This window comes from Streptomyces sp. CNX435 (assembly GCF_059570575.1).
The window spans coordinates 81864-105565 of the sequence record NZ_JCANTA010000010.1 but is presented as its reverse complement, the minus strand read 5'-3'; the positions used below and the strand labels follow the sequence as shown (position 1 = coordinate 105565).

Annotated in this window: 18 protein-coding genes, 1 tRNA gene and 1 pseudogene; 11 read left to right on the top strand and 9 right to left on the bottom strand. The window is 73.7% G+C overall.

Features of this window, described 5'->3' with window-relative positions; genetic code table 11:
* Window positions 1-47: 47 nt before the first annotated feature.
* Window positions 48-806: a TetR/AcrR family transcriptional regulator C-terminal domain-containing protein gene (locus T328_RS18385; protein WP_496497162.1), complete on the top strand. Its 759-nt coding sequence runs from the start codon at window positions 48-50 to the stop codon at window positions 804-806.
* Window positions 807-901: 95 nt separating this feature from the next.
* Window positions 902-1909, top strand: coding sequence for an NAD-dependent epimerase/dehydratase family protein (locus T328_RS18380; protein ID WP_496497161.1), 1008 nt, complete (start codon window positions 902-904; stop codon window positions 1907-1909).
* Between the two features lie 61 nt (window positions 1910-1970).
* Here the strand turns inward: T328_RS18380 and T328_RS18375 are convergent, their stop codons facing one another.
* Window positions 1971-3956: a glycoside hydrolase family 97 protein gene (locus T328_RS18375; protein WP_496497160.1), complete on the bottom strand. Its 1986-nt coding sequence runs from the start codon at window positions 3954-3956 to the stop codon at window positions 1971-1973.
* 104 nt (window positions 3957-4060) lie between these two features.
* Entirely contained in the window at window positions 4061-5689 is a 1629-nt protein-coding gene (locus T328_RS18370; protein WP_496497159.1) for a metallophosphoesterase family protein, read from the bottom strand.
* A gap of 60 nt (window positions 5690-5749) precedes the next feature.
* Here T328_RS18370 and T328_RS18365 point away from each other — a divergent pair, with 60 nt between their 5' ends.
* Window positions 5750-6100, top strand: coding sequence for a metallopeptidase family protein (locus T328_RS18365; RefSeq protein WP_496497158.1), 351 nt, complete (start codon window positions 5750-5752; stop codon window positions 6098-6100).
* A 46-nt stretch (window positions 6101-6146) separates the two neighbouring features.
* Here the strand turns inward: T328_RS18365 and T328_RS18360 are convergent, their stop codons facing one another.
* Window positions 6147-6722, bottom strand: a complete 576-nt coding sequence (locus T328_RS18360; protein WP_496497157.1) for a hypothetical protein — start codon at window positions 6720-6722, stop codon at window positions 6147-6149.
* 347 nt (window positions 6723-7069) lie between these two features.
* Here T328_RS18360 and T328_RS18355 point away from each other — a divergent pair, with 347 nt between their 5' ends.
* Together T328_RS18355 and T328_RS18350 are read left to right on the top strand one after the other, a co-directional pair.
* Window positions 7070-9148, top strand: a complete 2079-nt coding sequence (locus T328_RS18355; RefSeq protein WP_496497156.1) for a DEAD/DEAH box helicase — start codon at window positions 7070-7072, stop codon at window positions 9146-9148.
* Between the two features lie 134 nt (window positions 9149-9282).
* Window positions 9283-9355, top strand: a tRNA-Lys gene (locus T328_RS18350).
* Between the two features lie 543 nt (window positions 9356-9898).
* Here the strand turns inward: T328_RS18350 and T328_RS18345 are convergent.
* From T328_RS18345 to T328_RS18335, 3 genes and pseudogenes are all read right to left on the bottom strand, one after another.
* Window positions 9899-10096: a hypothetical protein gene (locus T328_RS18345; protein ID WP_496497155.1), complete on the bottom strand. Its 198-nt coding sequence runs from the start codon at window positions 10094-10096 to the stop codon at window positions 9899-9901.
* A gap of 250 nt (window positions 10097-10346) precedes the next feature.
* Window positions 10347-11153: a helix-turn-helix domain-containing protein gene (locus tag T328_RS18340; RefSeq protein WP_496497154.1), complete on the bottom strand. Its 807-nt coding sequence runs from the start codon at window positions 11151-11153 to the stop codon at window positions 10347-10349.
* Between the two features lie 48 nt (window positions 11154-11201).
* Window positions 11202-11543, bottom strand: a pseudogene (locus T328_RS18335) (DUF6879 family protein); the annotation flags it as partial.
* 615 nt (window positions 11544-12158) lie between these two features.
* On the opposite strand from T328_RS18335, the gene T328_RS18330 reads away from it, so the two are divergent.
* The 5 genes from T328_RS18330 to T328_RS18310 are packed head-to-tail and all read left to right on the top strand — an operon-like array spanning window position 12159 to window position 17693.
* The gene (locus tag T328_RS18330) at window positions 12159-12425 is read left to right on the top strand and encodes a MoaD/ThiS family protein (protein ID WP_496497153.1); all 267 of its coding nucleotides are present in this window, start codon (window positions 12159-12161) and stop codon (window positions 12423-12425) included.
* 5 nt (window positions 12426-12430) lie between these two features.
* Entirely contained in the window at window positions 12431-13282 is an 852-nt protein-coding gene (locus T328_RS18325; protein ID WP_496497152.1) for an acyl-CoA thioesterase family protein, read from the top strand.
* A complete protein-coding gene (locus tag T328_RS18320) occupies window positions 13279-15009 on the top strand; it encodes an acyl-CoA dehydrogenase family protein (protein WP_496497151.1) in 1731 nt (576 codons plus the stop codon). The genes T328_RS18325 and T328_RS18320 overlap by 4 nt, the downstream gene beginning before the upstream one ends.
* A 9-nt stretch (window positions 15010-15018) precedes the next feature.
* The gene (locus T328_RS18315) at window positions 15019-15300 is read left to right on the top strand and encodes an acyl carrier protein (protein WP_496497289.1); all 282 of its coding nucleotides are present in this window, start codon (window positions 15019-15021) and stop codon (window positions 15298-15300) included.
* On the top strand, window positions 15297-17693 hold the full coding sequence (locus T328_RS18310) for an acyl-CoA dehydrogenase family protein (RefSeq protein ID WP_496497150.1): 2397 nt from the start codon (window positions 15297-15299) through the stop codon (window positions 17691-17693). The genes T328_RS18315 and T328_RS18310 overlap by 4 nt, the downstream gene beginning before the upstream one ends.
* Window positions 17694-17912: 219 nt before the next feature.
* Here the strand turns inward: T328_RS18310 and T328_RS18305 are convergent, their stop codons facing one another.
* Both T328_RS18305 and T328_RS18300 read right to left on the bottom strand, forming a co-directional pair.
* Window positions 17913-19667 carry a fatty acyl-AMP ligase gene (locus tag T328_RS18305; RefSeq protein WP_496497149.1) on the bottom strand — a complete coding sequence of 585 codons (1755 nt, stop codon included), beginning with the start codon at window positions 19665-19667 and terminating at the stop codon, window positions 17913-17915.
* A gap of 62 nt (window positions 19668-19729) precedes the next feature.
* Window positions 19730-20017 (bottom strand): heavy-metal-associated domain-containing protein, encoded by a 288-nt coding sequence (locus tag T328_RS18300; protein WP_496497148.1) that lies wholly within the window; start codon window positions 20015-20017, stop codon window positions 19730-19732.
* 182 nt (window positions 20018-20199) lie between these two features.
* Here T328_RS18300 and T328_RS18295 point away from each other — a divergent pair, with 182 nt between their 5' ends.
* Window positions 20200-21771, top strand: a complete 1572-nt coding sequence (locus T328_RS18295) for a DHA2 family efflux MFS transporter permease subunit (RefSeq protein WP_496497147.1) — start codon at window positions 20200-20202, stop codon at window positions 21769-21771.
* Between the two features lie 330 nt (window positions 21772-22101).
* On the opposite strand, the gene T328_RS18290 is transcribed toward T328_RS18295, so the two are convergent.
* On the bottom strand, window positions 22102-23550 hold the full coding sequence (locus T328_RS18290) for an MFS transporter (RefSeq protein WP_496497146.1): 1449 nt from the start codon (window positions 23548-23550) through the stop codon (window positions 22102-22104).
* Between the last annotated feature and the right edge of the window lie 152 nt (window positions 23551-23702).

Genomic DNA, 23702 nt, shown 5'->3' with positions numbered 1-23702 from the left:
CCCTAACGACGTTAGGGAACGCTGAACACCGTACTACACTTAGCCGCGTGGGTAGCGAGAGAAAGTCGCATGACCAGCGGAAACGCGGCAAGGGCGGCAAGGGTGACGAGGTGGAGAGCATCTGGCTGCGCCCCCGGCGGACGTCGGCGCGGGGCGAGCCGCCGCTGACGCGGGAGCGGATCGTGACGGCGGCCGTCGCGCTGCTGGACGAGGAGGGGATCGACCGGCTCACCATGCGCCGCCTCGCCGACCGGCTCGCGGTCGTCGCGCCCTCCCTCTACTGGCACGTCGACACCAAGGACGACGTGATCGACCTCGCGGTCGATGCGATCTTCGGCGAGGCGCGGGCCGGCACGGCCCGTGACGCCGCCCGCGGCGCGGACTGGCGCGCGGACGTCGCCGCCGTGCTCGGCACCTGGCGCGCCGTGCTGCTGCGCCACCCCTGGGCCGCCGCCGTCCCGGCCCGCCGCCGGCCGAGTATCGGCCCGAACTTCCTCGCCTCGATGGAGGCCCTCCAGGCCACGCTCGTACGCGCCGGCTTCACCGGCCGCGACCTCCTCGCCGCCACCTGGGCGCTTCACAACCACGTCCTCGGCTCCGCCTCCACGCAGGTGGCGCTGGACGTCACCGAGGAGGAGCGCCACGCCGCCCAGGAGCGGGTACGCGCCGACCGCGACCGCTACCCGACGCTCGCCGCCAGCGACTACCTCCGCGACGACGACTGGAACGGCACCTTCGCCGCCGGCCTGGACTTCCTCCTCGACGGCCTTCAGGCGCGGCTGGGACGGCTCGACGTTCGCGGGTGACCGGTCTACCGGTCTACCGGTCTACCGGTCTCCCGGCTCTCTGCTGTCGGCGTAGCGGTGCTGCGCCCGGCCGGGATCGGTGCTTGGGTGCCGGGATGGACATTCTCGTGCTGGGCGGTACCGCCTGGGTGGGCCGGGAGGTGGCGCGGCTGGCGCTTGCGCGGGGGCACCGGGTGACGTGCCTCGCGCGCGGCGAGAGCGGCGGGGTGGCGGAGGGCGCGGAGCTGGTGGCCGCCGACCGCCGGGATCCCGGCGCGTACGACGCGCTGCCCGCCCGTAGCGCCGACCGCCCCTGGGACGCCGTGGTGGAGGTCTCGTGGCAGCCCGGCTTCGTCCGCGGCGCCCTCGCCGCGCTCGCCGACCGGGCCCGGCACTGGACGTACGTCTCCTCCGGCAACGTCTACGCCACCCACGACAAGCCCGGCGGCGACGAGTCCGCCCCGCTGATGGCGCCCACCGAGCACGAAGAGGTCGGCCGCGAGCTGTACGGCGAGGCCAAGTCGGCCTGCGAGCAGGCCACCCGGGAGGCGGTCGGCGACCGGCTCGTCATCGCCCGCGCCGGCCTCATCGGCGGTCCCGGCGACCACACCGGCCGCACCGGCTACTGGGTGGCCCGCGCCGCCCGCGACCCCGAGGGTCCCCTGCTCGTGCCGCACGGGCCCGGCCTGTGGACGCAGGTCCTGGACGTACGCGACCTCACCGCCTGGCTGCTCGACAACGCGGAGTCCGGCGCCACCGGCACGTACGACACGGTCGGCCCGGTCCTCCCCCTGGCCGACTGGATCCGGCTCTCCCGGCAGGTCGGCGGGCACACCGGGCCGGTGGCCGAGGCGGGTTCGGCGTGGCTGCGGGGGCGGGGCGTGGCGCAGTTCATGGGGCCGGAGTCGCTGGCGATGTGGCTGGACGAACCGGGCTGGGAGGGCTTCGCGGCCCGCAGCGGCGCCGCGGCGGAGGCGGCGGGGCTGACGCACCGGCCGCGGGCGGAGCTGCTGGCGGATACCCTGGCGTGGGAGCGGGAGCAGGGCCTGGACCGGCCCCGCCGGGCGGGGCTGAGCCCGGCGCGGGAGCGCGAGCTGCTGGCGGCGCTGGCGGCGGCGGAGTGACGCCGTACGCACGTCGTGCCGCCGCTGGCCAGCGGCGGCACGACGTGCGTATCGCCGGTGGTCAGCGGCGCCCGGTCGCCGGTTCCGTACGCACCGGCTCGTCGCACGTCGTCCGGCCGTCCTCGGCGGGGCAGACCAGCGCCACGAACCCGCCGTTCTCCGCCACCGGCACCGTCAGCTCCGCGTCCCCGCCGACCGTGCGGCTCTCCCGCACCAGCCCGTCCGCGCCGTCCGTCACCAGCTCCACCAGCAGCTGCTCGCCGGCGTCCGCGCCGAGCCGGCCGAGGTCCACCCCGGCGTCCCCGGCCGCGCCCGCGTGGATGCCGCCGACGAACCACCGCTCGCCCGCGCGCCGCGCCAGCACCGCGTCGTCGCCGGGCCGCCCGCCGAGGTAGCGGGTCTCGTCCCACACCGTCGGCAGCTGGTCGAGCACGCGCTCGGCCGCGGGCAGCGCGGCGTACGTCTCCGGGCTGTCCGCGGGGTGCTGCAGCCCGGACTCGTACACGACGGGCAGCGCCAGCTCGTGCGCGTCGGTGTGCGCCCTGTTGGTCATGGAGAAGGTCCCGGGCGTGACGTCCGCGGAGCCGACGACGTTCCGGGTGAACGGCAGCATCGTGTTGTACGTGGGCGTGAGCGGCTGGTCGAAGGAGTAGTACTCGTGCCCGCGCACCGCCTCGTACGTCATCAGGTGCGGCCAGGTGCGCTGCAGGCCCTTCGGCAGCGTCGCGCCGTGGAAGTTGACGAGCAGCTGGTGCTCGGCGGTGGCGGCGAGCACGTCCTCGTACCAGGCGTGCCTGCCGACGCCCTCGGGGTCGCCCGCGCCGTTGTTCATGAAGTCGATCTTGACGCCCTTGATGCCCCAGTCGTTCATCTCGCCGAAGACGGTGGCCATCTCCTGCGGCGTGTCGATGTCCGACCAGTGGAACCACAGCACGAGGTCGACGCCCTTGTCGCGCGCGTACTGCACCAGCTCCGGCACCCAGTCGCGGCTCCAGCCCTCGTCGACGAGTGTGTACTCCCAGCCGTGTGCGGCGGCGTAGTCGACGTAGTCCTTCTGCCGCTCGAAGTCCCGCGGGCTGTCGTGCTCGACGAGCCAGGACCAGGAGACGGTGCCGGGGCGGATCCAGGAGGTGTCGGAGATCTCCGCGTCCGGGGCGAGGTCGCTGACGAGCGTCGACTCGGTGACGGTCGCCAGGTCGCCGATGATCGCGGTACGCCACGGCGTCGCCAGCTCGCCGGGCGAGACAGGCCCTGATTGCCCCGCCTCGGCGAGGACGACGTCGTACGCGCCGCTCCCGGCCGGGTGCGCGAGCCTGCTGCCGGGGTACGTGGAGTCCATGCCGGACTCGGTGAGCAGCACGTACTCGTCGGCGGAGCCGGCGGCGACCTCGAAGAGCGCGGGGTAGCCGTAGTCGTCGGCGGGGGCGCCGCCGGCGGTGGTCTCGGCGCGTACCTCCTCGTACCAGGAGGTGTGCGGCAGCAGCCAGGCGGGCGCGTCGGCGGGGAGGCGGTAGCCGGTGGCCTCGCCGGTGACGACGGTGCCCGCGGAGTCCGGCAGTTCGTAGCGGAACGCGACGCCGTCGCGGGCGACGCGGACGACGAGGTCCATGCGGACGCCGCCGTCGCCGCGCAGCGCGAAGCGGGACTCCGTCATGGGGGAGTCCACGCTGCGCTGTTTGCCGGTGGTCATCTCGTACTGCTCCTGGACGTCGCTGTCCTCGCGGCTGAGGAGTTCCAGCCCGCGGGTCAGGTCGGCGTCCTGGGTGCGCAGGCCGAGGGGCGAGTCGGGGAGTACGGGGTCCGCGCCGCGGCGGACGGTCAGGGTGAGGGCGCCGGTGGCCTTGTCGAGGACGACGTCGGCGGCGAGTTGGTCTTGTTTGGTCTGTGGTGCGGCCACGGTCCAGACATCGGAGGTGGTCGCCGTGGGGGCGGGGGGGTCGGGGGCGGGTGCCGCCGCGGCGGGCGACAACCAGGCGGTGACCAGGACAGTGAACGCGGTCATCGTGGTGCCGGCCGGCCGCCGTCCCAGCGGGCCGAAGAGGGGCACAAGTGCTCCTTACACATCGGATGAGCAGGAGGGAACCGATGAACTGACGTGTTGCGCTGTGTTGGTTCGCGTCTGGTTGAGTTAATTCATGTGGGGGAAGGCTGTCAAGAGTCCTCGCCGGGGGTGACCGGCGGGTCCGCCTCTTCGGCGCCGCCGGGCCGGTTCTCCTCCACGAGACGGCGGCTGACCTCCGCCGACGTCAGCCCCAGCCCGCCCAGCGTGATCTCGTCCCACGCCTGCAGCCGGCGCGTCTTCCGGTCGAGATAGAGCACGGACGCCGACACGTTCTCCGGCACGTCCTCCTCCACCGCCCGCAGCCCCCCGCCGCCCGCTGAGCCCTCGACCATCAGCCGGGTGCCGCCGGGCAGGTCGTGCTGCCTGCGGTGGTGGCGGTGGCCGGCCAGCGCCAGCGGCACGAGGCCGTCGACCTGCTCCAGCGCCACCGGATTGTGCGCGATGGCCACGTCCGCCGGCCGGCCCCGGTCCCGTAGCCCGGCGAGCGCCGCGGCCAGCCGCTCGCCCGCCGCCACCTCCGCGGGATCGCCGGCGGCGACGACCGAGCGGTCGGGGGTGAACTGCGGATCGCCGATGCCCGCGATCCGTACGCCCGCCACCACCACCGACTCGCCGTCGTCCACGACCCGCGCGTTCTTCTGCCGGGCGACGGCGGCCTGAGTGGTGAGCGAGTCGTGGTTGCCGCGCACCCACACGTACGGGACGCCGAGGGTGGAGATCGGGTCGAGGTAGACGTTCTCGGCGGCCGAGCCGTGGTCCATCGTGTCGCCGGTGTCGATGACGGCATCCAGCTCGTACTGGTCGACCAGCGAGCGGATGATGCCCCAGGCGGCGGGATTGAGGTGCATGTCGGAGACGTGCAGGAAGCGGACGGTGGAGGGATCCGGCCGGTACGCGGGGAGGGTGGAGGTGGCGTCGTACAGCTTGCCGACGTTGGTGACCAGCCGGGCCAGCTCCTGCTGGTAGACGTCGAACTCCGTGACGATGCTGCGCGCGTCGCCGATCACGCTGGGCGCGCTGGTCAGCAGCCCGGAGTACTTCGGCTCCAGGACGGACTCGGGGTGCCACGTCACGAAGGCGGTGGCGCCGGAGGCGGCCAGCAGCGCGAGCGCCAGCCCGCCGGCGGCCAGCGCCCGGCGCGGCGTGCGGTAGACGGCGAGGCCGAGCGCGGTGGCGCCGGCGAGGGCCGCGACGCCGGTGCGTACGCCCAGGTCGAGGGTGCCGCGACGGATGTCGGCGGCCACCTCGTCGCCCAGCCCGGAGAACTCCTCGGGATGCGCGACGAGGGCGCGGGAGCGGTCGGGGTCGAGCCGCTCGACCTCGACGTCGAGCCGGAGGGGCGCGTCGTGGCTGTCCATCTCGATCGCGCCGAGGGGCGAGACGCGGATCCGGGTGTCGCCGGTCGCGGAGGGCGTCAGCGCCATCCGGGTGTCCACCGGCCCGACGGACGTCTCGCTCCCGCCGGCGACGAGCAGCCCGAGCCCGGCCCCGACGACGGTCACGGCGGCGAGGCCGAGCGCCCGGGCGAACGGGTGCGGCCGGTGGACGAGCGCCTGCTCGACGCGGGGGCGGCGGACCCTGTTGCGCCGGTGCGCCCGGTGCGCCCGGCGGGCCCGCCGGAGGCGGGCGGGCAGCCGGCGGAAACGGGCGGGAACGCGGCGCAGCCGTTCGAACATGGCACGGACGGGGGAGACCGCAAAAGGCACTTCGCGGGCCATTCGGTTCGTATGCCCGCTGTGACCCGCCGGCATTCAGCGGCCTGACGCAGAATGGGCCATGTGCTTGACATGTCGAACGAGGAGTTCGAGGAGCTGGTCGCGCAGGCGCTCGACCGGATCCCGGCGGAGCTGACCCGGCTGATGGACAACGTCGCGGTCTTCGTCGAGCCCGAGCCGCCGTCGGAGGACCCCGGGCTGCTCGGGCTGTACGAAGGGACGCCGCTGACGGAGCGCGGCGAGTGGTACGCGGGGGTGCTGCCGGACCGGATCACGATCTACCGCGGGCCGACGCTGCGGATGTGCGAGTCGCGGGAGGACGTGGTGGCGGAGACGGAGATCACAGTAGTTCATGAGATCGCACATCACTTCGGGATCGACGACGAGAGGCTGCACGCGCTGGGGTACGGCTGAGGGGTCCGGGGCGCGAGGGCCGGGGCCCCGGGGGCCGGGCCGGCGGTCAGCCGCTGGGGAGCCGGGGGGACGAGCCGCTGGCAGCGCTTCCGACGCTTCCGCCGGCTTCGCCGCCGTCGGTGTCGTCGGTGGGCGTCGGGGTCGGGGTCGGCGTGGGGATCGTGGTCGGGGTCGGTGAGGGGACGGTGGGGGTCGGCCTCGGCGACGGGGTCGTCGGGCGTGGGCCGGGGCCGGGAGCGGTCGGCTTCGGGGAGGCCGGGGTGGCGCCGGTGCCGCCCGCGTCGGGGCTCTCGCCGGTGCCGGGGGACGGCGACGCCGGGTCGGCCGCGCCGCCGCCCGGTCGGCCCGTAGCGGAGGGGTCCGCCGCGTCGCGGCCCTGCGCCCCGGCGGCGCCACCGGTGCCGGTCGCGGCGCCGGTGCCGGTGCCGCCGGCCGCGGCGGACGGTGCTTCGTTGACCCGTACGTCGCCGTCGGGCTCGGTGCCGCTCCGGCCGGCGCCGGCGCCCGTGTCGGGTGCGTCGGGCCGGCCGGTGCCGGAGACGGTCATGCACCCGCCGAGCGCCAGCACCGCCATCGTGGCGGCTGAGATCCGCAGGGCGGCACGGGCTGTCGGCTCAGGCATGGGGAGCCCCTTTCAGGACGCGTCGTACGGCTCAACTCCCCGGCGCCCGCGGAGGACACGGGGCGCGTCACGGGGCACGTCACGGGGCGCACCGACCCGGCGCGTACCCGCCACGCGCGCCCTCGGGCATCGCTCCCGGAGCCGTGCCCGCGGAACTGATTTGCCAGCCGGCCCACCGGGTGCGTACTCTGGTAGATCGTTTGATCCCATTTGCCCGGCGCCCCACCGAAGCGCGCCGTGTGTGGCGCGTTCCCTTCCCTGCCGTGGCAGACCGCAAGAGGCGGTCGGTGTGAATTGCCGCGGAGTCGTGGCACGTGCCGACGACTGCGGAAGGCTTTTGCTCGTTCATGTCTGAAACCCCTGTGCTCGACCCTGCCCTCGACGAGGCGGAGACGCCCGAGAACCCCGAGAACCCCGAGGCCACGGCCGACACCACCGCTCCCGCCGCGCCGACGTTCGGCGAACTCGGCCTGCCCCGCGGGGTCGTGGCCAAGCTCGCGGACTACGGCGTCACCACCCCGTTCCCGATCCAGGCCGCCACCATCCCGGACGCCCTCGCCGGCCGCGACGTCCTCGGCCGCGGCCGTACCGGCTCCGGCAAGACCCTGTCGTTCGGCCTGCCGCTGCTTACGACCCTCGCCGGCGGCCACACCGACCCCAAGCGCCCCCGCGGCCTGATCCTCACCCCGACGCGCGAGCTGGCGATGCAGGTCGCCGACGCGCTGCAGCCGTACGGCGACGTGTTGCGGCTGTCGATGAAGGTCGTCTGCGGCGGTACGTCCATGGGCCGCCAGATCGGCGCGCTGGAGCGCGGCGTCGACGTGCTCGTCGCCACCCCCGGCCGGCTGCGCGACGTCATCGACCGCGGCGCGTGCTCCCTGGACCGGGTGCAGATCACCGTGCTCGACGAGGCCGACCAGATGGCCGACCTGGGCTTCCTGCCCGAGGTCACCGAGCTGCTCGACCAGGTGCCGCCGGGCGGGCAGCGGATGCTGTTCTCCGCGACGTTGGACAAAGGCGTCGGCACGCTCGTCGAGCGCTACCTCGTCGACCCCGTCAGCCACGAGGTGGACCCGTCGGCGGGCGCCGTGACGACGATGAGCCACCACGTGCTCGTCGTGAAGCCGCGGGACAAGGCGCCGGTCACGGCCGCCATCGCGGCGCGCAAGGGCCGCACCATCGTCTTCGTACGCACCCAGCTGGGCGCCGACCGCGTCGCCGACCAGCTGCGCGAGACCGGCGTACGCGCCGCCGCGCTGCACGGCGGCATGACGCAGGGCGCGCGGACGCACACGCTGGCGGACTTCAAGGACGGCCGGGTGCACGCGCTGGTGGCGACGGACGTCGCGGCGCGCGGCATCCACGTCGACGGCATCGACCTGGTGCTGAACGTCGACCCGGCCGGCGACCACAAGGACTACCTGCACCGTGCGGGCCGCACGGCCCGCGCCGGCGAGTCCGGCACCGTCGTCTCCCTCGCCCTGCCGCACCAGCGCCGGACGGTCTTCCGGCTGCTGGAGGACGCGGCGGTGGACGCCTCGCGGCACATCATCAGCGGGCGCGGCGCGTTCGACCCGGACGTGGCGCGGATCACGGGCGCCCGGTCGATCGACGAGGTGCAGGCGGAGTCGGCGGCCCAGGCGGCGACGGCGGCGGAGCGGGACGTGCTCCAGCTGGAGGCCCAGCTGGAGCGGGCCCGCAAGCACGCGGTGGAGCTGCGCGCGGAGGCGACGCGGCTGGCCACGCGGGCGGGCGTGCCGCCGGAACCGGCGCCGCCGGCGGCGGAGGGCACGCAGCCGGAGCCGCAGTCCCGGCCGGAGGAGCCCGGGCCCGAGGGTACGGACCGCCAGGACTACCAGGACCGCGGCGACCGCCCGTACAACCGCGCGGCGCCGCGGCACGACCGCAGGGAGCAGCGCTTCCGCGACTTCGACCGGTCGGGCGACGCGCGCCGCAACGACCGCGACCGCGACCGCGACCGTGACTATCGTGCGGACCGCCGCGACAACCGGGACGCCCGGGACGGCCGGGAGACCCGCGACTACCGCGCCGACCGCCGGGACGACCGCCGGGACGACCGCCGGGACGACCGCCGGGACGACCGCACGTACGGCACCCGCGAGCCCCGCTCGTACGACCGCCGCGACAACCCCCGCCGCGACGACCGCGGCACCCGCCCGTACAACCGCGGCACCCGCTCCTACCCCCGCCGCGACGACCGCGGCGCCGCCCGCCCGTACGACCGCGACGACCGCCGCCCGTACGAGCGCCGCGACACCGACCGCTCCCGCTTCGGCGGCGACCGCCCCGCCGGCCGCGACCGCCGCGACGGCCGCCCGTACGGCCACGACCGCCGCACCTCCGACGACCGCCGCACGGACAAGCCCCGTTGGAAGCGCCAGGACCGCAACAACCGCAAGGGCTGACCACCCGAAACCCCACCGGGCCCCCTCCCCCCACACCACGGGGAGGGGGCCCACCCACGCCCACGGCGCCACGCCCCGCCGCCGACGGATATCCGCTCGGGAGCACATGCAGGTCCGGGCTATGCTGGCCGGGCGGGCCGCTAGCTCAATTGGCAGAGCACCGGACTTTTAATCCGTTGGTTGTGGGTTCGAGTCCCACGCGGCCTACTCTTCCGGGCCAGGTCAGAACGCGTCTGACCTGGCCCCGATCCGTTGCCGGGGCCCGTGGAGATCGGTATCCCGGCCGAACCGCGTGGATGCAGGCTCCCGGGGCCGCCCTCTGTCCGCGCCCGTCCGTCCGCCGTACCGGCGGCGGGCGTCGGGTGGCCAGGACGCCGCGGGCAATGAGGGTGCCGATGACCGCCCCTGAGCGCGCGGTAGGCGGGCAGCGGCGTCAGGGCGCGGGTATACGGGCCGAGGGGTGAGTAGGCGTACTCTTGCCGGCCCGCCGTGCCGGGGAGGACACTTCCCGCATGGGACTGCTGCATCTGCTCCTTGACTTCGCCCTGGCGGTGGCCTTGGTGAAGTGGACGCCAATCCCCCTGATGTGATCCCTCTACTTTCTGTTGAGTATCGGCTGGAGGCACAAGTCCCATCCTCCGCCTCCCCGGCTCCGATTTACCCCCATTCGACCGGGCCAGAGCGCATTCAACCGGGCCGAGGGATCCCGCCCCCTTGACCGCCGTGTCCAAACGACCAGGGGGCGGGAGTTCAGTGGTGGGGGTGCCGACGGATGAGCACGGAACAGTCGGTGGCCGCCGAGTAGTCGCCGCGGTTGCGTGCGGCCCGGCGGCCCTCGGCGAGCTGGACGCATCTCTCGCAGCCGAGGGAGGGTTGCGCCTCCTTGCCGTCGCGGACGGGAAGGACCACCGGCGGTGAGGGGTAGCTCCGCCGCACGGGGGCGGTCACCGGGTCTCCCCCCGTCCGCGGCAGCGCGGGCACTCGCACGGTGGCATGACGCTGTTGAGGAGGGGCGGCAGACAGTCGCGGGCGTAATACTTCCTCGCGCGCCCCCAGGTTCGCCCGCTGTCGCGGGACACGCGCAGGGTCAGCAACGGACGTTCGGGCGCCGACGGCGCGTCTGCTTGGGCGGCCATGCCCAGGAAGGTAGGAACCCCGTCAGAGGTGCCTCAACGAACTTCTACGAACTTGCATGGGTTCACCCGAGAGCGTCAATCGCGGAGGTGATCAGCGTCCGCGCCCGCGCGCCGTAGACGGCGATCTGCGCCAGGTTCGCGAACGACTGCGCGTACTCCTCGATCTCCCGGGGCTGGGTGACGGTCAGGTGCGCCGAGACCAGTTCGACGTTGACCTGCACGTCGTCGTACATGGTGAACGACTCCACAGGCCAGCCGATGCCCCGAACCGCCCCGAGCGGGATCACGCCCAGGCTCACCGCGGGCAGTGTGCCGACGGCGATCAGGTGCCCCAACTGCCCGGCCATCACCTCGGCATCGCCGATGACCGTGCGCAACACCCACTCCTCGACCAGCACCGCGAAGCGACGGACGCCGGTGTGCAGCACGCGCTGCCGCTCCATGCGCACCGCGACGGCGTCGGCGACGTCGTCCGGCATGTCGCGCAGCTCGGCGACGGTGCGCAGGATGGCGGTGGTGCAGGCGGGGGTCTGCAGCAGCCCGGGAACGACCCAGGACTGGTACATGCGAAAGCGGTGGGTGCGCTCGAACAGGGGCGCCACCGACTGCTGCGCCCGCTTCAGCCCCGCCCGCTCCATGCGGCGCCACTCGACGTACATGCCGTCGATGCCGCGGGCGGTCGCGATGAGGTCGTCGGCCTGCCCGACGGCGTCGCAGTGCAGCGTCCACGCCCGGATGTCGGCATCCGAGGGCGGCGTCCTGCCGTGCTCCAGACGCGAGCACTTCGACTCGTGCCAGCCCGCCCGCCGGGCCAGCTCCCGCGCGGTGATCCCCGCATCCTTGCGGATCTCACGCAGGCGCTGGCCCAAGGCCTGGCGGGCCTGCTGGACACTGGACGACGGCGACGACAACGCGGGTCAGATGAGCCGGTACTCGGCGTGCGGTACGGCCCGCTCCCACACGGCCTCGAACGCGGCGGCGCACAACTTCACCACCGCCGGCTCCGTGCGCACCTCCTCGTCCCCGCCGGGTGCCAGCTCGCCGTCCCCGTCGAAGTAGAGGAACACCACGAGCTGGTCGCCGAAGAGCCAGAAGTCGTTCCCGGGCAGCGCCAGATCCGAGGCACGCCGACGCGGCAGCCACCGGACGTCCTCCCCGGCGGCCACGTTGCCGGCGGTCAGCGCGTGCTCGAACCGGATGTAGTCGCTGACCGGCTCCGAGACAATCCGCGCCCGGCGGACCACGACACCGCGGGCAATGAGGGCGCCGATGACCGCCCCTGAGCGCGCGGTGGGCGGGCAGCGGCGTCAGGGCGTGGGAGTACGGGCCGAGGGGACGGTCTTGGCCGGGCTCGGCCCGGCCCGGCTGTGGCGCCGATGGTGTCGGCGCTGATGTCGATGAAGCCGGCGCGCTTGGCAGCCCGTCGGCGCATGGAGCAGGCGATCTACTCGGTGAAGGGTGTAGAGCCGTCGCCTGCCGGCGAGTTCGTCGCGGACCGGGCCGCCCCGGCACGGCGGCGGGTGCCGCAAACGGGTTGCAAGCCCCTAGGGGGTAGGGGTATACATTCAGCCATACCCTTCCGGGGTATTACTTCGGGTCCGGACCTACACCCTCCCCGGGAGGAAGTACATGTCGTCCTGCTGTACTCCCGACGGCAGTTGCGTGACCGGCACGACCGGAGGGCTCAGAGGGCTCGGGCGCGGATCAACCCCCGCCCGGGTTCGAGCCCCGGAGCGTGTCCGGGGTCCGGCCCCTCCCCCTGAGTCCGGTCACACGTCCCTCCGCCACATACGGGCCCCGACCGGACTTCCCCCGGCAGCGTGACACAGCGCGTCAGCGACACGACCACATCAGCGAACGAAGGGGACCGGGCGATGATCGTCAAGGTCAGGGGCGTCCTGCTCCGATTCACCAACTACGAGAACGACATCGAGATCGTCGGCAGCACGGTCCGCGACGGCCTTACCGCGCTGACCGAGCGCTACCCCGACCTCGGCGAGGTCCTGCTGGACCGCGACGGGAACGTGCGCGCGACGCATCTGATCGCCCTCAACGGCGAGCGGCTCTCGGCGCGTGAGCTGGACCTGGGTGCCGCCGAGGACGACCGGGTGGACATCGTCACCGCGATATCCGGGGGCTAGTCCCGATGGCGCGCACTTCCACCTACGAGGTCGTGCTCGACGCGGGTCTCTTCACCCCCACGCACCTCCAGACCACCGCCGTCGGACGCCTCGGCTTCCAGGCCGGCACCCGCTGGATGCGCGACCACGTCGGCAGCCACCGCACGCTCGTGTCCGAGCACGGCATCGGGTTCGTGCTGTGGGCATGGCAGTTGGAGTACGAGAAGCCGCTGCGGTTCGCCGACGCCGACGAGGCGGTCGTCGAGGTCCGGGCGCGGGTGCGCGGACCGCGTTCGTCGCAACTGGAGGTGGAGACGACGATCTCCGGCCCGGCCGGCGTCGCGGTGCGGACGCGCGCCGCGTCGGTGCCGCTGCGGCTCAGCGGGGACCTGGCGCTCTCCGGTACGCCGACGTGCCTGCCGGACTGGCTGGTCGCGGAGTTCCACGACGACGAGATCGAGCGCTCGCCGTACCGGTCCCGGGTGCCTGCGGTGCGCGCCGCGTTCGCGCGGGACGGTGAACGGCTGGCGGCAGCGGGCGGGACCGACGCGGGGGACCTGACGGCGTTCCGCGTCCACCGCCACCACTGCGAGGTGGCCGACCAGTGGTACTGGGCCGAGTCCCTCGGCTTCGCCGGCGGCGCGCGGGAGGAGTACGTGCGCCGGCACGGACGGGCGGTGCCGGAGCTGCGCCGCGCGCTGGCCGACGGCGTGCGCCGGATCGACGCGACGTGGCTGCGGGCCGGCCAGCTGTGGGACCTGTGTCAGGTCCGCACCTCCGCCTACCGCCTCGGTGCCGACCTCGCGTTCGTCCATGAACTCGGGCTCGCCGACGACGACGGCGGCGGGCCGCACGCGATCATAGTGGAGCGCATATGACCGGTGTGGAAAGCCCGTTACTCGCCACATTCGACGTGGGGGCGGAGTTCGAGCAGTCGCTCGGCTGCCCGTTCGACCCGGGCACCGGCATGTCGTTCGCGGGCGGCGTACGCGCGGACGAGCGCGAGGCGGAGCCCACCGCGGCGTACGAGGCCGCCTGGGCGGCGGGCCTGCACGAACACATCGTGCCCGCCGCCGAGGGCGGCCGGCTCACCTCGTTCGAGGCGCTGCTGGGCGCGGTACGCGCGGTGTCCCGGCGTGACCTGGCGGTCTCGGTCGGTCTCGGGTCGACGCTCCTCGCCGCGATGCCCGTCTGGATCTGGGGCGACGACGAGCAGCGGCGCCGGGTCGCCGAGCTGACGCTGGACCGCGCCTGGGGCACTGCCGGCATCAGCGAGGAGGCGGCGGGCAGCGACCTGCTGGCCACCCGCACCCGCGCCACCCCGACCACGGGCGGATTCGTACTGGACGGGAAGAAGTGGATGGTGGGCAACGGCGGGCGGTCGTCCTTCGCCACCGTGCTGGCCGCATCCGAGCCGTCCTTCGGGCTGTTCCTCGTCGACTTCGCCGCCCTCGGCGGCGCGGGGGTGGAGCGGCTGCCGAAGATAGCCACCCACGGCCTGCGCGGCCACGACCTGAGCGGCTTCGTCCTCGACGACTGCCGGGTCGGCCCGGGCGCCGTGCTCGGGCGGCCCGGGCGCGGCGTCGAAATGATGTCCGGAATGCTGCAGTTCACCCGGACGATGGTCGGCGGGACCAGCCTCGGCGCGGCCGACACGGCGCTGCGGATCGCGCTGCGCCATGCGCGGACGCGGGTGCTGTACGGAACCTCCGCGCTGACGCTGCCGCCGGTGCGCTCGCTGCTGGCCCGCGCCTTCGCCGACGTGCTCGTCGCCGAGTGCACCGAACTGGCCGCCGCCCGCGCGCTCGACGTCGCCCGGCAGCGGATGGCCCTGTGGTCCGCCGTGGCGAAGTACACGGTGCCGGCGCTCTGCGTGGACGCCGTGAACGCCTGCGGCGAGGTACTGAGCGCCCGCGCGTACCTGCGCGAGGGCGTTGCGGACGGCGCCTTCCAGAAGGTGGTGCGCGACATCGCGATCACCCCCGTGTTCGAGGGCACCCAGCTGGTCCAGCTCGACACGATCCGCGCCCAGCTCGCCAGCGGCGTGCGGCGGCGCGCGGGGAGCGGGGCGCACGCCGGGTTCCCCCTGTCGCTGCTGTTCGGATTCGGCGAACCGGTGTCCTCGCCCGCGCCGCGTGACCAGCGGCCGTCGATCACCTACGGCGGCACCGACGAGGTGACCGACCTCCTCGACGACGCGGTCGAGGCGGTGGCCGACGACCGCGAACTCGCCGCGCTCGCACGCACGCTGCGCACCGCCCGCAACGAGACGCGGGAGACCTTCCGCAGGCTCGGCACGCAGCGGACGCCCGAGACGTACGAGGCGGCGCGCCGCCACTGCCTGGTCCACGCGGGCGCCTGTTGTCTGCACACCTGGCTCCGGCGCCGGGACGCGTTCGGCGGCCTGGCGGCCGACCGGGCGTGGGTCTCGGTCGCGTTGCGCCGCGTCGTGGAGCGGCTCGGCCGCCCGGCCGGGCCCGACCGGGCGGGCGAGGACCGGCTGGTACGCCGCCTGGAGGAGCTGGACGACGACGACCGGGCGCTCTCCCTCGTACCGCTGCGGCTCGCGCGGCAGTACCGGAAGCCCTCGCCCGCCCGAACCTAGGAGGACGTCATCACCACCGCAAGCTCCACCACCCAGCCCGACGGCGCGTGGCTTCTGTCGCTGATCGGGGAGCTGCTCGGCATCGACGAGCAGGAGATCGCGGCCGACCGGCCGCTCGGCGAGGTCGGCATCGACTCGCTCACGGCGGCCCAGTTGTCCGCGGAGATCGAGGACCGCACCGGCGCCGTCATCCCCCTCGAACGCTTCCTCGGCGAGGAGACACTGGAGGACCTGGTACGCGTGATGCAGAACGAGACGGCGGCGGCAGGCGCCGAGGAGGCCGGGGCATGACGACGCCACGAGCGCAGGCGGCGGACGCGATGAACACCGCCGTACCCGGGCACCGCACGCTGGAGGCAGAGATCGCACGGATCCGGCGCGAGGCCCGGCGCCGGTTCGGCGGGCTCATCCGGGAGGACGTCAACCCGGGCTCGCACGTCCGCGAACGGGAGGGCCGGCTGATCGACAACAGCGTCATCGAGCGGGCCGGGGACGTCGGGCTGATCGGGTTCTCGCTGCCGGTCGAGGTCGGCGGCGCCGGAAGGAGCAAGTTCGCGTGGGGCGCGGTGGTCGAGGAACTGGCCAGCCTCTCGCGCGATCCCGGCTTTCCGTCGCTGATCGACACCACCGTCGCGATCACCGAGATGATCCTGTCCAGCGGCCGGCGGGAGCTGATCGAACGCTACGTTCCGGAGCTGGTCGCCGGCCGGAGCTTCGCGACGCTCGCCACCTACGAGAGCCGGGACCCCTACGACTACGAGTCCACCGCGCGCCTCGACGGCGACGAGTGGGTGCTGAACGGCACCAAGCCCTTCGTCACCGGTGCCCGGTTCGCCGACCTGGGCGTCATACTCCTGCGCGACGAGGCGTCCAACGACGTGCTCGCGTTCGTGGTCGAGCGGGACGACCCGGGTGTCGCCGTGCTGCCGCTGCAGACCATGGGCCTGCGCACCATGGGCCTGGCCCAGGTCGTCCTGCACGACGTGCGGCTGCCGCAGTGGCGGCTGGTGCGGCGTGCGGACGCGCTCAGCGAGCTCAACGCCTACGCGCGCGGCCGCCGGACGTCCACGGCGTCCGCCCTGGTGGGCGTGCTGGAGAGCGTGATCGAGAGCTGCGTGGAGTCGCTGTCCACGCGCCGGCGCAGCGGGCGGCGCGTACTCGACCACCCCAACGTGGAGCGCTCCGTCGGCGAGATGCGGCTGCTGCTCGAAGCGTCCCGGGCGAGCGTCTACCGGGCGCTGGACAGCACCCGCGAGGCCGGCCGCGACCCGTACTTCGACGAACTGGCGACCGTCGCCAAGCACCACACGGCGGAGTGCGCGCTGCGCATCGGCGAGCTGGTGCTGAACCTCCAGGGCGGCGAGGGCTACGTCAGCGCGTTCCCGTGGGAGCGGTTCATGCGGGACGTGCTGGGGATGATCGGCGGCCAGGGCTCCCAGGAGCTGCTGCAGATCCAGCTGGGACAGCGGGTGATCGTCGGGCTGGAGGGTGCGCGGGTACGCGAGGAGGCCGCCCAGCGCTCCGTCGCGAGGCTCGCCGACGCCTGGTGGACGCTGCACGCCGCCGACGCCCTCGGGCGGGACGGTGCCGGGGAACTCGCCGGCGCGGTCCGCGAGGTGGTGTCGGCGGCCGGGCTCGGCGCCGAGGCGCCCGGCCGGCGCGGCGAGCTGGCCGCGCTGCTGGACCGCGCCCACGCCCTGGTGACCGCCGTCCGGTCGGGACACGCGCCCGACACGATGCCGCAGGGGCCCGCGGGCCTGTTCGAAGGGCCGCTCGCCGACGTGGCCGCGGGCGCGTGGGGCCTGCTGGCGTGTGCCGTGGCCCAGGAGACCGGCCTGCTCGCCCGGCTGCAGGAACCGTGCTCGGTGAAGGAGGCCGCCGGCTCCCTGCCCGAGGACCTCGTCCGGGGCCTTCTGGAGACCCTGGTGGGGGCCTCGTTGGTACGCAGGGACGGCGACGGCCGGTACGCCGCCGACCCGGCCCTGGACCCGGTGCTCGGCGGCGGCCCGCTCGCCGCGGCGTTCGCCGCCCGGCTGCGCCGTGCGCTGGCCGGCGGCGCCCGGCTGCGTACCGGTACGCCGGCGGCGGGGCGTGAGCTGGTGGCCGGATGCGCCGGCGAGGCGGCAGCTCTGGCGGACGTGCTGACCAACTCCCTGCCCGGCCGGCTCGAAGGGCTGCCGGACCTGTTGGCCCGTGGGGGCATCGGCTGCGCGGCCGGTGACGGCGGCCGGTCCGCCGCCGCGTTGGCGCGGGAGATCCCCGGCGTGCCCGTGGTCGCACTGGAGCCGGAGCCGGCGGCGGCGGAGCAGGTGGCGGCGGACATGTCCGTTGCCGGGGCGGTACGGGTGCGGAGCGACGGCGGTCCGGGTTTCGAGGCGGGCGACCGGCTCGCGCTCGCCTGGCTGCCCGCGGCCGGGCTGACCCCCGCCGAGCTGCGACGAGCCGTCGCGGACGCCGTGCCGGCGCTACTCCCCGGCGGCTGGCTCCTGCTCCCGTGCCCGCTCGTTCCGAAGCGCCCGCTCGGCGCCGCGGCGGCCCACCTGGAGCTGGCGCTCACCGGCGGCACGGCGTGGGCGGACGGCGAGGTCGAGGACGTGCTGCGGGCGGCGGGGCTGGGACCGGTGCGGGCGGCGTGGGAGGACTCGGCGCTCGGCATCCGGTTGATCGCGGCACGGCGGCCGTAGCCGCCCGAAGTCTCCGGCGGCACCCGTATCGGAACCGGGTGCCGCCGGGACGTCGGCGGCCCCGGTCCGTTCAGCGTCTTCTCCGTGTGGGAGACGGTGGCGGGCGGGGGCCGTTGCCCGCCACCGGGGGGAGACAGGCCGGGCGCCCGGCCTGTCTCCCCCAAATCTATACCCCCTAGGGGTATAGAGCAAGGTGGTTCGGTGCCGCATGTGCGGGCCTCAGCGGACCGTCTGCCAGCGGGCGAGTTCCTCAAGCTCGTCGGCGAGATACTGCCGGCGGGCCAGCCACCGCTGCACCTTGCCGCTCGACGTCTTGGGAATCGTGCGCGGCCGCACCAGGACCACGGTGTGCGGCGGCACGCTCAGCTCGCCGGACACGCTCCGCCGGATGCCGTCGATCGCCGCCCGGTGCTGCTCCTCGCCGTCGTGGTCGGACTCGTAGACCAGCACCAGCCGCTCGGCGGCTCCCTCGTCGTCCTCGACCGCGAACGCGGCGCCGCAGTTGCGGCGGATGCCGGCGACGGATGCCTCGCAGGCCCGCTCGATGTCGACCGGGTGGTAGTTGCGCCCGTTGAGGACGATCAGATCCTTCAGCCGCCCCGCGATGAACAGCTCGCCGTCCAGGACGAACCCGAGGTCCCCGGTGCGCAGGTACGGGCCGTCCCCGGCCGCGGTCGTCGCGCCGAACGTGGCGAGGGACTCGTCCGGGCGCCGCCAGTAGCCCTCGGCGACGCTCGGGTTGTCGATCCAGACCTCGCCGAGCGCGCCGTCGTCCAGCGGTGCGCAGGTGGCCGGGTCGACGATCAGCAGCCGGGTGTCCGGGCCGGGGACGCCGCAGCTCACCAGCGACCGTGCGGGCCCGGCCGGATCGGCCGGATCGGCAGGCCGGGCGGTGCCGTGGATTTCGAGTGCGTCGCGCTCGACGGACACCGAGCGCCAGGCGCCCGGCGGCCTGCCGGTGACGAACAGAGTCGCTTCGGCGAGCCCGTAGCACGGGTAGAACGACGCGGTCCGGAATCCGCACGGCCCGAAGCGCTCGACGAAGCGCTCGATCGTCTCGGGGCGGACCGGCTCGGCGCCGGTGAAGGTGAGTTCGACGCTGGTCAGGTCGAGCCCGTCGACGTCGGCGTCCGTTGCGCGGCGTACACACAGGTCGTAGGCGAAGTTCGGGGCGCCGGTGATCGTCGGGCGGTAGCGGGTGAGCATGCGCAGCCACGACGGCGGGCGGCGCAGGAACGTCATCGGCGACATCAGCGTCATCGGAATGCCGGAGTACAGCGGGGTGAGGATGCCGCCTATCAGGCCCATGTCGTGGTAGGGAGGCAGCCAGAGACCCGCCGAGCTGTCCTCGTGTATGCCGAACCCGCGCGCGATGTCCGCACAGTTGCTCATCAGGTGGGCGTGGGTGAGGGTCACGCCGCGCGGAAGCGACGTCGAACCCGAGGTGTACTGCAGCAGCGCCGGCGGGCCGGGCCGGGACGGCGGCGGCACGCCGTCGCCGTCGCCGCCGTTCCCGATCTCGTCGGTCGCGAGCAGCCGGGGAGTGCGGCCGGCGAGCGCCTTCCCGAGCAGGTCCGTCAGGAACGGCGCGATGTCCGAGGTGGTCAGCACCACGTCCGCGCCCGAGTCGTCGACGATGGCCGCGAGCCTGGGCATCGTACGCGCCAGGCGCGTCGGGTCGGGCGGGAAGGCGGGCACCGCGGGCACGCCTGCGTAGAAGCATCCGAACAGCCCCGCGAGGTAGTCCAGGCCCGGCGCGAAGAGCAGGAGCGCCGGGTCGGGACGCCCGCCGGTGGCGGCGGTGATCCTGGCCGCGACCGCCCGCGCCCGTGTGTCCAGTTCGGCGTAGGTGATCTCGTCGGCCGACTCGTCGGGAGCGACGAACCGGTAGGCGACGGCGTCGGGCGAGTGAATCGCCCGCTCGTGCAGTAACTGCGCGAAGTTCTGTTCCACGGCCGGTTTCATATACCCCATGAGGGTATGTTACCGGGTGCCGGGCCCGCCTGGAGGGGGCCCGGCCGACACGGTGGGAGACGTCAGACGGCCCGGCCCGTGACCTGGTATCCCGCCTCGTGGATCGCCTTGGAGACCTCGGTGTCGTCGGGCTCCCCGTCGGTGGTGACGCTGACGCGGCCCGACGTGACGTCGACGTTCACGCCCAGGATGCCTCGAAGGTCGCCGACCGCCTTGGTGACGCTGCTCTCGCAGTGGCTGCACGTCATTCCGGTGACCTCGTAGACGGTGGTGAGCGCGTCTGCCACGTCGGTCGTGGTGCTCGCCGCGCTCGTCGAGCAACTTCCGTCGGGCGTACAGCAGTTGGACATGAGATTCCTCCCGGGTAGGCCATGTGCATCATACCCCTGGCGGGTATCGATGGGCCGACTTTCTCTTATACCCCCCGACCGTATTCGCCGCAAGCCGGGAGGTTCTCCTCCGACTCCTTCACTTATACCCCCCTGAGGTATAGCTTCGGGCTGTCACCCGTCACTGCCCCGGGAGGGAACTCGTGTCCTCATTTACTGGTCCGGTCACGGCGCCGTCGGACTCCGGCGCTCCGCCAGGCGGCGGCAGGCGATGGCTCACCCTTGCCGTGCTGAGCGTGAGCCTGCTGCTGACGGGTCTCGACACCACCGTGCTGAACGTCGCCCTGCCGACCCTGGTCAGCGAACTGGACGCGTCCACCAGCGAGTTGCAGTGGATCGTCGACAGCTACCTGCTGATGGCCGGCAGCCTGGTGCTGTTCTGCGGGAGCCTCGCGGACCGGCTGGGCCGCAAGTGGATGTTCATGGCCGGCCTGGCGCTGTTCACGGCGGCCTCCGTCGGCGCCGCCTACGCGCAGTCGGTGAACGCGCTGATCGCGGCGCGGGCGGCGATGGGGGTCGGGGAGGCGCTGATCATCCCCGCGACGCTGGCGGTCATCGGGAACGTCTTCCCCCGCGGCGCCGAGCGCACCAAGGCGATCGGGATCTGGTCGGCGGCGGTCGGCGTGGGGACCGTGATCGGGCCGATGGTCGGCGGCTGGCTGCTGAACAACTTCTGGTGGGGGGCGGTGTTCCTCATCAACCTCCCGATCGGGATAGCCGGCCTGGTCGCGGCCGCGTTCCTCGTGCCCAACTCACGCTCCCAGGAGGTGCGGCGGCTGGACGTCCTGAGCGCCCTGCTCTCCGTGACGGCCCTCGCCGGCGTGTTGTGGGCGGTGATCGAGGGACCGCACCGCGGCTGGACGAGTGCCGCCGTACTGACCGCCTTCACGGCGGGCGTGCTGCTCCTCGTCTCCTTCGTCGCCCGGCAGCGGAGCACCGACGCCCCGATGCTGCCGTTGCGGATCTTCCGGCAGCGGGCCCTCGCGGCCGGTGACGTGCTCATCCTGGCGGGCGGGTTCGCGCTCATCGGCACGCTCTTCGTCGTCGTGCAGTACCTGCAGTTCGTCCTCGGCTACAGCGCCTGGGAGACCGGGCTGGGGCTGGGCCCGGCGGCCCTCGCCCTGCTGATCGCCTCGCCGCTGGCAGGCACGCTGACGCCGCGCGTTGGACTGCGTACGGCATCGGCGACCGGCCTCGCCCTGCTGCTCGGCGCGTCCGCGGTACTCGGCACCGCGAGCGCCGACGACGGATACGGCCGGGTGCTGGTGGCGATGGTGCTGCTGGGCGCGGGCGCCGGGATCGTCATCACGGCCACCAGCGACGCGATCGTCGGCTCGCTGCCGGACGCGGATCTCGGCGTCGGCTCGGCCACCAACAGCGCCTCGCTGCAGCTCGGCGCGGCACTCGGCGTAGCGGTCGGCGGCAGCCTGCTCTCCGACCGCTACCGCAGCGACCTCGCCGGGGACCCGCAGAGCGCCGCCGTGCCGCCCGAGGCGTTCGAGTCCGCACAGGAGTCGCTCGGCTCGGCGCTCACGGTCGCCGGGCAGCTGCCCGGCGACGCCGGGGCCGCCTTCGCGGACGCCGCCCGCCGGGCGTTCGTCGACGGCATGGGCCCTTCGATGGCCACGGCGGTCGGCGTCGCCGCGGTCGGCATCGTCGTCGCTCTCGTCTTCGCCCCCTCCCGCGCCGCCGTCCGCCGCAAGGACCCGTCGTAAGGCGGCTGCCGTAGGCCTGTCGTCAATCACGCGTCGTTCGCCCGCAGGGCGGGCGGCGCAGGGGTCCCCGGGGCCGTAGGGGGTTGGTTGGTCCTAGGGCCTGTCGTTCGGATCTTTGCCGGGCTCGCGACGCCCTGCACTGCACCTCGCGGCGTTGTCGTCGGTCGCCGACGCTCCGCGTCGACTCCCTCCTCCGCCTTGCGATGCACAGCACATGACGCCGCTCCCTCATCCGACAAGATCCAAACGGCAGGCCCTAGCGGCGCACGGCGCGCAACAGCCATCTGACAGGGGCCGGGCCCCGGTCAGATGGCTGTTCTCTGCGTGCGCTCAGACGGCGTCCGCGCTGGCGCTCGGCTCCTTGGCCGGCTGCGGCTCCGCCGCGGGCGGGGTCCGCAGCGTGACCAGCGAGGCGAGGGCGCCCACGACGGCCAGTCCGGCGGCGCCAAGGAACGCGGCGGAAAACCCGTCGGTGAGGGCAACGGGGTTGCCGAGTTCACGGGAGCCGTGCGCGGCGGCCACGGCCGTCATGACGGCGAGGCCGAGCGCGGAGCCGACCTGGTAGCTGGTGTTGACGATGCCCGAGGCCAGGCCGCCCTCCTCCGGGCGGGCGCTGGACAGGGCGGTGCCCAGCGAGGGGATGAACGCCAGCGACATGCCCACAGCGGCCAGCAGGGAGGCGGGCAGGACGTCGGCCGCGAAGGTGCCGTCGGCGCGGGCGAACGACAGCCACAGCATGCCGCCCGCGAGGGCCAGCAGGCCGGTGACGATCAGGGGCTTGGGCCCGAACCGGGCGATCAGGCGGGGTGCCAGGGCGATCATCATGATCATGATCGCCACCGTCATGGGCAGCAGGGCCGCCCCGGACTCGAACGCGCCCAGCCCCAGCACCTGCTGCAGGTACAGGTTGAGGAAGAACCACATCGGAATCCACGCGGAGGCCATCAGCAGCTGCGCGATGTTCGCCCCGGCCAGGTTGGGGGCCCGCCAGATGCCCAGGCGCATCAGGGGTTCGCGGCGCTTGGCCTGGATGGCGACGAAGGCGGCGAGCAGCACCACGCCGGCCAGGAGGATGAGCCAGGTCTCGCCGGAGTCCCAGCCGACCTCGGGCGCCCGGACGATGGCGAAGACGCTGGTGGCCAGGCCCGCGGTGACGGTGATCGCGCCGCCGAAGTCGATGGAGCCCCGGCGGGCGGGGGCCGAGGGCATGACGGCCGGGGCGGCCGCCAGCACGATCACGGCGATGGGGATGTTGATGTAGAAGACCCAGGGCCAGCTGGCGTACTCGGTGATGACGCCGCCGAGGAAGACGCCGGCGGTGCCGCCGGCCGGCGCCGCGGCGCCGTACAGGGCGAGGGCCTTGGTCAGCTCCTTCGGGTTGGCGCCGAAGAGCATCATCAGCAGCGTGAGGGCGGAGGGGGCGATGAGCGCGGCGCCCACGCCCTGCGCGGCGCGGCCCGTCAGCTCGACCCATACCTCGTTGGCGAGGCCGGCGGCGAGGGACCCCCCGGCCAGCACGATCCAGCCGAGGATGAAGATCCGCTTGGCGCCGAAGAGGTCGGAGAGACGTCCGCCGAGGAGGAGCAGCCCGCCGAAGGCGATGACGTACGCGTTGAACACCCACGACAGGTTCTCCTGAGAGAAGCCCAGATCAACCTGCATCTCGGGGAGCGCTACGCCAATGATGGACGTGTCCATGATCACCATGAACTGTGCCAGGGCGATGAGCGTGAGCGCTGTCCAGCGCCGTGGGTTGGGAGGCGCTTCGGGCGTTGACATGGCAGTCTCCTATACCTCTGGGGGGTATGCTGTTTACAGAGTAAGATACCCCCTAGAGGTATCCAGGGCCAGCTTGGGGACCGAAGGCGGTGAGGTCGGTCCGGAACGAGGCGCCGCCGGGCGGAGAGCGGGGCAGGCGGGGGCGTGCAGGC